The organism is Oligoflexia bacterium (genome assembly GCA_034439615.1).
Classification (GTDB): Bacteria; Bdellovibrionota; Bdellovibrionia; order JABDDW01; family JABDDW01; genus JAWXAT01.
Window position 1 is genome coordinate 25208 of the sequence record JAWXAT010000007.1, and the last position, 11555, is coordinate 36762.

At 40.0% G+C, this 11555-nt stretch carries 13 protein-coding genes; 6 read left to right on the forward strand and 7 right to left on the reverse strand.

From position 1 onward, the window contains the following. Positions 1–114 precede the first annotated feature (114 nt). A complete protein-coding gene (locus tag SGI74_01770; GenBank protein MDZ4676210.1) occupies positions 115–639 on the forward strand; it encodes a hypothetical protein in 525 nt (174 codons plus the stop codon). Between the two features lie 129 nt (positions 640–768). Here SGI74_01770 and SGI74_01775 read toward each other — a convergent pair whose 3' ends face one another. The 3 genes from SGI74_01775 to SGI74_01785 all read right to left on the reverse strand — a co-directional run bounded on the left by SGI74_01775 (position 769) and on the right by SGI74_01785 (position 4255). Further along, positions 769–906: a hypothetical protein gene (locus SGI74_01775; protein ID MDZ4676211.1), complete on the reverse strand. Its 138-nt coding sequence runs from the start codon at positions 904–906 to the stop codon at positions 769–771. 68 nt (positions 907–974) lie between these two features. Beyond that, positions 975–2543 carry a hypothetical protein gene (locus tag SGI74_01780; protein ID MDZ4676212.1) on the reverse strand — a complete coding sequence of 523 codons (1569 nt, stop codon included), beginning with the start codon at positions 2541–2543 and terminating at the stop codon, positions 975–977. A gap of 674 nt (positions 2544–3217) precedes the next feature. Then, positions 3218–4255: a hypothetical protein gene (locus tag SGI74_01785; GenBank protein ID MDZ4676213.1), complete on the reverse strand. Its 1038-nt coding sequence runs from the start codon at positions 4253–4255 to the stop codon at positions 3218–3220. A 218-nt stretch (positions 4256–4473) separates the two neighbouring features. Here SGI74_01785 and SGI74_01790 point away from each other — a divergent pair, with 218 nt between their 5' ends. From SGI74_01790 to SGI74_01805, 4 genes are read left to right on the forward strand one after another with little or no spacing between them, the layout of a single operon-like run. After that, positions 4474–5256: a tetratricopeptide repeat protein gene (locus SGI74_01790; GenBank protein MDZ4676214.1), complete on the forward strand. Its 783-nt coding sequence runs from the start codon at positions 4474–4476 to the stop codon at positions 5254–5256. A 1-nt stretch (position 5257) separates the two neighbouring features. Beyond that, on the forward strand, positions 5258–6397 hold the full coding sequence (locus tag SGI74_01795) for a PQQ-binding-like beta-propeller repeat protein (protein ID MDZ4676215.1): 1140 nt from the start codon (positions 5258–5260) through the stop codon (positions 6395–6397). Next, positions 6397–6813 carry a hypothetical protein gene (locus SGI74_01800; protein MDZ4676216.1) on the forward strand — a complete coding sequence of 139 codons (417 nt, stop codon included), beginning with the start codon at positions 6397–6399 and terminating at the stop codon, positions 6811–6813. Before SGI74_01795 ends, SGI74_01800 begins: the two co-directional genes overlap by 1 nt. Beyond that, positions 6813–8153: a hypothetical protein gene (locus SGI74_01805; protein ID MDZ4676217.1), complete on the forward strand. Its 1341-nt coding sequence runs from the start codon at positions 6813–6815 to the stop codon at positions 8151–8153. Before SGI74_01800 ends, SGI74_01805 begins: the two co-directional genes overlap by 1 nt. On the opposite strand, the gene SGI74_01810 is transcribed toward SGI74_01805, so the two are convergent. From SGI74_01810 to SGI74_01825, 4 genes are all read right to left on the reverse strand, one after another. Further along, the gene (locus SGI74_01810; protein MDZ4676218.1) at positions 8154–9044 is read right to left on the reverse strand and encodes a hypothetical protein; all 891 of its coding nucleotides are present in this window, start codon (positions 9042–9044) and stop codon (positions 8154–8156) included. 20 nt (positions 9045–9064) lie between these two features. Further along, positions 9065–10030 (reverse strand): hypothetical protein, encoded by a 966-nt coding sequence (locus tag SGI74_01815; GenBank protein MDZ4676219.1) that lies wholly within the window; start codon positions 10028–10030, stop codon positions 9065–9067. A gap of 15 nt (positions 10031–10045) precedes the next feature. Continuing rightward, positions 10046–10510, reverse strand: coding sequence for an acyl-CoA thioesterase (locus tag SGI74_01820; GenBank protein ID MDZ4676220.1), 465 nt, complete (start codon positions 10508–10510; stop codon positions 10046–10048). Between the two features lie 91 nt (positions 10511–10601). Then, positions 10602–10922 (reverse strand): helix-turn-helix transcriptional regulator, encoded by a 321-nt coding sequence (locus SGI74_01825; GenBank protein ID MDZ4676221.1) that lies wholly within the window; start codon positions 10920–10922, stop codon positions 10602–10604. A gap of 224 nt (positions 10923–11146) precedes the next feature. Between SGI74_01825 and SGI74_01830 the strand changes: the two genes are divergently transcribed. Continuing rightward, the coding region (locus tag SGI74_01830; GenBank protein MDZ4676222.1) for a hypothetical protein at positions 11147–11555 on the forward strand (409 nt) is incomplete at its 3' end.

Genomic DNA, 11555 nt, shown 5'->3' on the forward strand with positions numbered 1-11555 from the left:
TTTTTTCGGGGTAAGATCACATGGGAATGGGATGAGTGGGCTAAAATGCAAAATTCCCAATCCTCATACAGAGGTCGAACTCCCACGGCTTAAGCCTTCAAAATTCAAGACTTTGTGTTCAGTTGTACGTGTGGTAAAACTGGTACCATCGACAAAATCCTGATTTCTAAATTAGACGGAAAAGTCGTTCCTCACGTGCGTGGTAATGGCGGGCGTGTTTACGCCATCAGTGTAGACACAACGACGGCTTCGAATCTGTATACTCGTCAATATCGGTCCGGTGTTGGAAATAATGCTGAAGAGGTTGTGATTTTTCAAGGGGAAGCGGCTCAGCAATTTAAAGATTATTCTGAACGTATAATCGGAGCTCATACGGCTTTAAAGCATCTAAGAAAAATACAAGTGAGTGATCCTGGATATGTCGTTATTGATGAGTTTACTCGAAATAGAAATACTCTCATTGTTACTAAAGCGCATTTAGCTCCCCTTCCTGAAAAGGGCGCTGCAGAAATGGGCCGAGTTTGGTTTTGGGACAATAGTGGAAAGGAGCTGAAAAACTATGGTATTTTAATTGGCGAAAGCGTGATTTTGGAAGGTATTGCGTATGAGCTCGACAAAGCAGGTAAAGCTAAAAAATAACAAACCATATTTGAAAAAACTTTGTTAGTTATTTCAAGGGATGTTGGCGTTTGTTGCAATGACGCGAGACCAGGGGTTTATTACCCCCCCGATAACGCGCCATTTCTGTTGCGCAACAGCCATCACTTATCAAGAACAAAAAGAAAAGCGGGCTACTGAACACCTTTTGAAGTCCATTTCGTCAGCCTCAACAATTCCAGCGTTTGGATTTTCAAGTGCCCATGCCATTCCAGCTATCACAGCGGGGACAATCGCGACTATAATCATTCCACGAATGAAAGTGTCCAAATGATTAGTATCAATCAAATAAATATTTATGATTTTAATCGTAACTTTTACGGAGCAGGTCGTTTAATCTCTGTGAGGTTATCTGTATTTGTTCGCATAACCCAAACACTACGTGGATTTTTACCATCCTGAGCAGTAAAGGCGATTCCAAGATTAGGTATTCGGATAAGTTGCATAATGCTCGACCCGCCAGTTTCAGCACCAGTATTATTAGTATTAATATCTTTTACTAGGTTGAAATTAATTCCGTCACTAACGAAAAGTTCTTCACCGAGTTGATTACTTGTACAAGTTAAATAAAAGCGGCCTTGATCGTCATTAATAAAATTTCTTGTCGAACAATTGTATGCCTCTATATGCGGGTCTCTCACAAGATTTCTGTAGACCATTGTATTTTGATCCAAAACATTTAGTATTCCATTATGAAACAAGCCATACATTAAGCTTCCACTTTGCGGGTAGTTAAATAGTGCATCTGAGGCATAAAGTATGGATGTTCCTTGAGCTGTGCCATCTGATTTCCAAGTTTCAAATTTCTCAATTTTACTTGTAACAACAACGCCATTAGACACCACATAAGTAGCGACCCTGGTGGAAAAAATTAACGTTTGGTTAAACAGTCTGACTTGAGTTGAATCCGCAATATCATGACTTGTCAGCGAGTATGTCACTGGCAAATCAATTACCTTGAGAGCTGAAATGTTAGAAGTCGTGAAGTTAAACTTCCAGATTCCAGATTCCAGATTCCAGATTCCATATTTCACATTAACATAATTACTATTGCGCGCATCTTCCTGGGAGATTCCTCCAAAATACAAAGCATCTCCAATGATTACTGGGTTTTGTAGAGCTCGTCCAAGATGTAAATCAGATATTTTGACAGAATTAAATGATGAATCCACTCTCATGAGTGATCCTGCTAGTGGATCGCCATTAACACCACCGGCTAGATAATATAAGAATCGGCTATTTTGTTGTCCTTCTTGAGGAACTATATTTACAGAAGAATATTGCCCAGCTAATTCTACTGTACCTTCAGGAGTTCCATCGGTTCGTAGAAGTTTTTTGAAGTCATTGTCATTAGTTTTAGTTAGCTGGAACATGAACTGCCCCGCATGGACTAATGCGACATTAAGATCAATAACCTCGTGAACGCCAAACGTTTTTATAACTGTGACTACGTTATTTTTGTACAAGGAGAGCGAGTGCAAGGGCACGCCGTTAGTTACTGTTACAGATACAACAATGAGTCCAAATGGAGTTGAATAAATACCTGAGACTCCATTGGACTTAGCTAATTGTCTTGTGCCAATAGGGGTACCGTCTGATTCGTACAAGATGAATTTGCCGGGTACTTCTCTAATCATATTCAAAGCTGTTTGAGAGTTAATCTTTGACATATCGTCTGGAAGAAAATCAGCGAAGTATAGTTTTTGTTCATGATGGGTCAAGTGACTGATCATGCCAACTTTTGACTGAAAAACAGATGAAGGAACTCCCGGTTGAAATTGACTTTGATTTTTTGATAAATCGCAATTTTGAAACGAGACCATAATCAAAAATGAAAAGACCATGGTGAGTCCTAGGACTTTGTTCCTTGAAAATAAAAATTTCATTTATTCCTCCGATAATACATACAACATTACCCACGTAATTATTTGGAGAAAGTTGCCAAAAACTGAAGGGAAATTAATTAAAAATTCTCCCCGCAGGGAGACTTTGTCAGTGGTCTAGGTTTAAGATGCTAGAAGGATTAGACGTTTCGAAAAACTTGATAGCGCTTGCTTTGACTGTGCCCGCACTTACAGAAGGAAAAGACATTAACAACATTTATGAACTGTTAGTTCTTTACGAATAAAGATTCAAAAACTGCAGGTTCCATCACATTGTGTTGTGCCGTTATAATTAGCCCAACAGAGGCAGGTGTATCCAGGTATCACGACATCCGAAGTGTTATCATCCCCACAAGAACTAGGATTGAAGTAGATATCATAACAGCCGACTGTTTTAATTAAATTAGTGCCACAACCATTTGTTCCGGCCTCGACTGCACCTGGAGCAAGGGTTCGGCTTATTTCTCCGCTCTAATCCACCCCCTATCTTCCCATCGGTAAGGCTATGTTAAAACTTTAGACAAAAGACCTGACAAATTAATTAAATTTTAACCTTCTAATTTCATTAAAGAATTTGTGTAACCATTAGAAATTTTACATGAATGCTATACTAACATCAGCTGATCCATAGAATAATTAAGTTTTTAGAATTTAATTTCACCATGTGTTTTCTCTTTCTATAAAGATGTTGTTAAATGTTTAGCAATTTTTGATGTCGCAAGTTCAATTCCCTGAGTATTCCAATGGGTATCGTCAGGCCAGTATATGTACTGACCTTGTTTATGTCGGCTTTGTGATTCTTTGATAAAATCTGGCAATAAATTAATAACCTGCATACGGCGCCTGATAAGTTCGCCCTGCAGACTCATCAAATAATGCGAGTTTTTGAGCGGATAATTCTTTGGATTTTTAACCAACGGTGCATAGACAGAATACTTCTCGGGTATTAAAACTATAAGTAGTTTTATATTTTTCTCACTTAATAAAATACGAAGCTCATCAAAATATTCTGCCTCGCGAAACAGATCATCAGCTCTCTGATCACCATAACGATTTACAGATGAGTCTAGAAATAAAAATGTTTTGCCATTTTGCAGATCAAAAACAGGAACTTTTTCTGCAAACCGATTTGGAAACAATGAAGGAATCAAAAATCCTTTTTCAAATTGAGAAAAAATAATTTTAAGTGGGTCGTATGCCCAAAAACTTTTCCAGAAAACATCGATTTTTTGAAAAATATTACTGGCATCAATTGTTTTATCCCAACCTGAGATTTCTTCTAATCGGTGATTATGTCGTTCAAGATGAAAATAAATAACAGTTTTAGGAGGGGTCTTTAGATTATCTAAAAGCCAGTGAAGATATTCTAATTCAAGTTTTCCAGCACCGTCGTATACGTTTTTCCCGATTTTTTTTGTTAATTGAACTGATGGAACCTCACCTTGCGTAACCCCTTGACCTAAAGCAAATGAATCACCAAAAAGTAGAATTTCATTTTTGCGCGCCCAAACTTCTTGAGTATTACGATATCCCCAGGGGTCGGTCTCAAAAATTTCAGAACGCATCTCACATAGATCACGGCGATTAGACATCGTCGCCAAATCTCCACAAATAGCGTCTCTTTGATGTGCAAAATTCGCACGAAACGGGCCCGTAAGGGCTCGGTTAAGTGAAGCACACTCATATGATCTAGGGCAAAGGGATCGAAACTCCATAAACCGAGGTAAAACCAAGGCGGCAAGTAGAATCAATATGACGGTTGCTATGCACCTTGTCAGTGGCAATGAAGCTTTCACGCTCACAATGATGGCATTAGCTTAAGCCTGATGCAAGTTACCTTTTGAGTAAAATGTTGACAGATTCAAAGGACTTATCTAATTTTTGTAGAAAGTGATTTATAAGCTAAAAACTCGGTTTTGAAAGGATTTAGTAAGTGGAAAAATTAACTAAACAAGATCTCAAATCTCCTGACGTATTTCAATCTAGCGCAAGTCGTTTTACAGAACTAGCTTATAAATTTCGAGCCCCTTTTGTCGGAGCCCTTTCATTGTTGTTGTTAGCAGGCCTGGGCTGGGCTGGCTACAGCACCTTTCGCGATCATCAAGAAGGCAAAGCCCAAGAAATTCTTTTCAATGCTCAAAGTAAACTCAAAACCACCGAAGAAAATTTCATTAAAGCCACCACACCACAAGTACCCCTGAAAGATCCGAAAACTGGAAAGCTATTACCCGTAGTACAAAATAATTTAGTTAAAGCTTCTGGAAATTTAGAAGCCGACTACAAAGATTCTCTCCCCCTTTATAAAGATGTCATTCAAAAATATCCGTCAAGCCAAGCTGCAGTTTTAGCCTCACTTGATCTAGGGCATCTTTACTCACAACATAAAAAATATGACGAAGCCTCAAATGTACTTCAAGGTGCTGTGAAAAATGCTCGTCACCCAGTTACCAAAGGCTTAGCACTTGATCAATTAGGCGGATCCCTTGAGGCAAAAGGGGATTGCAGTGCTGCCATTTCGCAGTGGGAAAAAGTTGAAAAAGATAAAGACCTTCAGTTTTTACACGGCTCTTCATTAATTAAAATGGGACTCTGCTATGAAAAATTAAACCAAAACGACAAAGCAGAACAAACCTACCGCCGAGCAGAAACATCAACGACCGATGCAGAAGCCGCACGAACAGCAAAAAAGTATTTACGCGTTTTGAAACGGAGCTGACGTGACCATCAAATTATTAGCAATTTCTTTTTTAATTTTTGCAAACACTGCGTGCTCTACAACACCCATCGCCAGACAAGCGCGATTTAACGTCGAATGGGTTCGCAGCACTTTGCTCAAAGAAAATTATACTTTTAGACATTCAGAGCGCACAGCTCCGCTCATTGACGGAAATATTCTCTACCAAGGTAATGGCATTGATGGCCTTGCAGCACTGGATCGCCATTTTGGGCATACAATTTGGCGCTTTAACGTTAAAAACGGTATCGAATCAGGCCTTGAATTAAGTGGTGAGCTCCTTTATTTCGGCGGAAGCGATGGGCAATTTTATGCAATTAATAAAAATTCAGGTAAAGCAGTTTGGACTTTCCCCACACGTATTGAAAATCTCGCTGCTCCGTTAGTTCATGAAGGGTATGTTTATTTTCTCGCAGGCAATAACGTTCTCTATGCTCTTGATGCAAAAACCGGAAAACAACTCTGGGTATATAATAGGGGAGACGTAAGTTCTCTCAGTATTCGTGGTGGAGCAAAACCTGTTCAATATAAAGGGACACTCTACATTGGTTTTGCTGACGGGTATTTAGCTGCCATTAATTCTCGTGATGGAAGTTTAGTTTGGGAGCGAAAACTCAGTAACAACTTAAAATTCGTTGATGTTGATAGCACAGCAGTAGTTGACGAACAAAGTATCTGGGTTTCTAGTTATGACGGAGCCCTTTTTAGCCTGAGTAGAACAGATGGCCAGGTTCAATGGCGTATGGAAGATGGCGGTGCAGTGCCGGTCACCATTGATGGAGAAAATCTTTATTATTCTTCGCTTAGCCAAAATGTCTATGCCCTTAATAAAAATACTGGCGTTCAAAAATGGAAATTTGCGTTTGAAGAAAAAAACGGTATTCCCACTCAGCCCGTTTTACATCGCGGTTTAGTAATTGTTGCGGCCAGTGATGGTGACGTAATGGCGTTAAGTGAACTCAGCGGAAAATTAGTAGCAAAATATCGCCCAGGTGCTGGAGTATTTGCCACCCCTGCTCTTGACCCCAAAACGGGGCAACTTTACGTTTACAGCAATCAAGCCAATGTTCATTTATTAAAAATTGTTTGGCACAGACCACAAGATGATTGGGAGTGGAAGTAATGCGTCTGCTCTTAATTTGCAGTTGTTTTTTAATCATCAATTGCAGCAGCAAACCCTGCAATAACATTCCTCAACGCCCTGAGCCCTCGCCAACACCAGTTCCAACAAGTGATGGAGCTTATGTTGTTCCTAATACAGTTACAAAAACTGAAGAGAAACGACTTCCTTCAATAAATGTATATAAAGGTACGGGCGAGCTTCAATGTGGAGCGGGGAAAGCAATTCCTATTGAAGATATGCAACACACACTCACCACAAATAAAATTACAATTTACGAATCTAAAACACGTCTTGATGGCCTCATGCATATTGCACTTTGCGGCAGCCCAACAGGAAAGATTCATGTGTTTACCATTGCACAACAAGATCTTAAAAAAGCACAGAAGCTTGGCTTCAAAGAACTTAAGAAACCGTGATGTCCGATAAGGTTTCTTATGTTGCAAAGTGGATTCTCCTTGGTTTGGTTACAAGCCTTGGAATCACTTGCGCTCACAAACCGTTACCAAAAAACGGCCCAATTCCTACTACCTTAGTGCTTGGAGTTGATGGAATTTCTTACCTGACTTTTAAAAAACTCCAAGACGGCGGTCATTTCAGAAACTTTATGCCTGTGGCTCCAATGTACGCAAGCTTTCCAAGTATTAGTGATCCTAACTGGACCAAACTCTATAATCTCCCCATTGAGCGCGGTTTCACAAAAGCGTTTTTTGATCCAACCATTAAAACCCCTACCGGAATGGGCAAAGAAAATGGTGGCATTACAAGTCACTTCACAAGACATCCACTTTACGAAGACGTCAGTGATTTCAGACTTGAAGGCGCTTGGGAGCATTTATCCATGCTCATCTGGACAGAAACTACAGCCCTTTATTGGCTTGAGAGTTTAGAAAAACAATTTTTTGAATTTAGAGGCCGAAAAAATTATTTTGGATTAATTATTAATTCAGACATTTTGAGCCATACCGAAGGCGAAAAAAATGTAATGAAATATTTAGTTAAAATAGAAGAACGCATTGAGAAAATTCAAAAACGATATAAAGAACTTTATCATCAAGATTTAGAAGTGATTTTTGTTAGTGATCATGGAAATACTTTTTTAAAACCAAAAGATGTTTTATTTCAACCAGCCCTTGAAAAAGCAGGCTGGAAGTTTGCACCAACAATCGCTCATCCAAAAGATATCGGTTTTTATGTGCCCGAGATGCTAAGTTTTGCTGCTTTTTATTGTCAGCCAAAATCAGCACGTGAATTAGCTTTAAACTTGGCAAAAATTAATCATATTCAAACGACTTTTTATGCTGAAAGCCCAACTGATATTCGAGCAATTGGGCTTCATGGTTTAGGTGAGGCGCAACTTATCGTCGATGAAAAAAATGAAATGGTAGATTATAAAGTCTTGCGCGGCCCAGACCCGCTTAAACAAACGAAGTACTTTAAAAAAGGCCCACTCTCATTTGATGCTTATTTTCTAGCGAGTCAAAATGATATTTATCCTAATGTTGTAACTCGCGTGTGGGAAGGTTTTACTAATAACTCGATCACAAAACCTCAAGTCTTAGTTGACCCTGAACTAGGTTACGTCTTTGGAAATAAAGCTTTAAGACTTGTGACAGAAGTTCGTGGTTTTTCAAGCACACATGGTGGTTTACATCGCGAACAAACCATGGGGATTTTTGTCTCAACAAAAAGACAATTCCCCGCAATCCGCCCACAAGATTTTCGAAAATTTGTCAGAGTCGATAATATTGGCAAATGACTATAGATTGCTTCCAACTGGTACCAATAAATAGCATTGACCAACTTCTCCCCCGCCTGTCACCTCTGCTTTTAATTTTATACAAGGCAAACCACGGTTGTCCCCACAATTTCGGCAAGCAGGATGTGGGCTGGTTCCATCGCATTTTCCACCCCCTGAAACTATCGCTTGAGGAACAATCACATTGCTCCTTGCTCTTACTAAATTATTTGGCGATGCTTCAGGCGTAGGCTCAGGTGTAGGTCCAGGGGTATCATTCGGCGGATCTTCCGCTAAAGCTTGTGATTCAGCGAGCATCCAACCGATCATGGTTGGTTTAGTAAATAATAAATCATCTGAAACTTTTGTTCTTTTTAATTCCATTTGTGCTTCGGCATCAAAAAAATGATCAAGCTTTGCAACAAATCGACCTATACAACTTCCCTTAAGCGGATTCTCTGGTTCACTATGCTTGAAGTTCCAGTTGTTAACTTGAAACTGTGGTGCTTCTGACGCAAAACAATAATCTGGGGCTGCTGGAGCTGGAGCTGGAACAGGACATGAACATCCCCCAGCATTGCTCGCTCGGTCAGGATTTTTTACGCAGACAAAACCATTAACGAGCATTGCTGATAAGTTCGTATTTGCAGCAGATGCTATTGATTCCATATAATTTGGCGTTGTTGTTGAAATTACCCCAGCCGCTCTATCCCAGGCTCCTCTCACAATTTTTGATGCCTCTTCAGTGACAGCGATTAGTTTTTGAGTATCTTTAATTCTTCTCTGAAAACGCGCGTTATTCATTTGATAAACATAGAGTGACGTCAGTGACGTTATCATCATAACACTTGTCATGATAACTAGCCCCATCGTTGCAAATCCCGATTCACCCTTGAATAATGCTTTTCTCATAAAACACCTCACATTAAAGATTAGTTCGAAGTCTTAAATCGTGGCGCATCAAATTTATAATAATAAATTCCACCATGAATTCGCTCAGTCGTAGTTGAAACACCACTTGTGGTATAACCTAAAATATTATTCCTAAAAGGAATATTGACGACCACATCTACATCTCTAAAAATATTTGGCGATCCATTTACTTTATCAGGTGCATAAGAAATTTGAGCTGGATCTGTGATTTTTGTAAAATAACGAACACGTATTCTTATATTCATACCTTGTAGAGCACCGGTAGCATTTTCTAAAGCTCCAGTTGTTTGATTCATATCTACAGCACTATTAGTATCGATTGGAGCTTCTTTTAAGGCTGAAGGATCCGATGCATCAACACCCATATTTACAACATTGCTAAAAAAAACGCCTCCCGTACTCGGCGTAAGCTCAACAGTACCATCACTGTCAGCAAAATAAATAATACCAGGTTCAGTACCCGCGGGTTTTTGAAAGAAAATCCCAGTGGATCGATAATCACTTGTTGTACCACTCCCATTTTCTCTAACAAAAAGGGCAAATGGTTGAACAGGGTCAGTCCAAGTAGCAAGACTAGCAATATTAACGGGTCTGCAATCAACTACTCCAACAGGAATTGTCGTCGGAATAAAGTCAGTACCATCAGGAAGTCTAATTGTTTGATATGGATTTGGAAATCCGGCACCTGGAACTCTTGGCGTGTAAGCCAGAGGAATTTTACCACCAGATACATTGCATGAAGATACTCTTGAACAACAATATGTCTTTACCGCATTACTCATTTTGACTCTAAATTCAAAACCAGCTTGCAATAGACTTTCTTGAGCGAGATTTTGATTACGAAGCATGTTGAACTGCTCCATACCAAAAGTGACAATGGCCCCAACACCAAGGCTGATAATTAAACCTACACCCATGGCGATTACGACATCAATTAAGCTTTGGCCACTTGCGGAGTTATTCACGTACTACCTACCCCTTCAATACTTTTTTTGGCCCCGGATTTTAAGTCTTAACTCCCGCCTTTTAATAGCTTCGTTAAAACGGCGCTGTTCTTCTTCAGACTTCGGCTCTAAAGCTGGAACAGGCGCGGGCTTTCCGGATTCATCAATTGCGACGAACGTTAAATATGCGCTACTCGTGTGATGCCATTCTCCAGTTTTTGGATTTTCTGCATCCACGCGCACACCAACTTCCATGCTGGTACGTGATGTGAAATTCACTCGTGCACGAATCTGAACAAACCAACCTTGTTTAACCGCTGCTATAAAAGCAAGGTCATCGATGCTGGCGGTAACCACAGTTTGACGACAATGGCGTTGAGCCGCAATTGCTCCCGCTATGTCGATCCAACTCATGATCACACCGCCAAACACCGTACCCAAGGTATTTGCATGACTCGGCAGAACTATCTCCGTCATGATGACTTCATCACTGACAGACATAGTTCCTCGGGTGTCGGATACACCCTCTCCTTTAGATCTTATCGGCATGTTGGCCTATAACTTAATACTCCGCGTTAAGTATGCGGAAATATTAAATACTGTTGTTATTTCCAGTATTTGAGGAATTTATAGCGCCACTAGCAATCGCTGTTGCAGCGGGTGCTTCAGCAGGAGCAGCTTGTTGTGAACCTGTGTTGAGAAAATCAACATGAGGTACGCACCAAACGATCAACTGAGCGCGGCTCTTTACGGACATCTTTTTATAGATATTGGTCAGGTGAAACTTGAACGTTTTTTCTGTTACGAAAAGCTGACTGGCAACTTCCTTATTGGACAAACCCTTAGACACGAGTTCAGCTACTTCTGCTTCACGGTGACTGAGGCCTCTTTGTGTGAGTACGTCTTTGAGCATCCTTGCTCCCCCTGTTAAATTGTTTCACATAGAGAGGGGCAAGATCCCTTTTCGCCCGCCCTCTTCATAAAGCGTAACAGACTCGACTGATAGCCACAATACTTTGATCGCACTTTTTTTACTTTTGTCGCGTTTTTTTCATTAACCGACCAAAAGTAACAAATTTTGTACCTAGACTATGGCCGAAGTACATTAAAGACTAGAGATCTTGAAGGGGTGAACTTGTGAAAAATAAAAACCTGCTACTCGTATTGAGCATCTTTGTTGTCATCAGGGTATTTCTCATCACATTAAATCAAACTGTATTTGCTAATACCCCGTGGATGAGTCACATGAACGTAGATCTTTGGGGCTGGCTTGAATTTTTCAAAAAATCTCATGAAGGTCTCATTCCCTACGTTGATTATTCAAAAGAATATCCCGTCGGAGCGGGGCTTCTGTATTGGATTATGAGTTTTTTTATAACTCCTGGAACTCATCAAAGTGTTCCACTTGTGCACGCTGTGTTTATGTTCGTAGCTGAATGTGTGAATGTGATTTTATTTTTTAAAATCGCAGAACTTCTATTTCCTAAGCGCATAATTGCTGCCGTTTTTCTGTTCGCGCTGAACTTCACTGCTCTGATTCTAAATC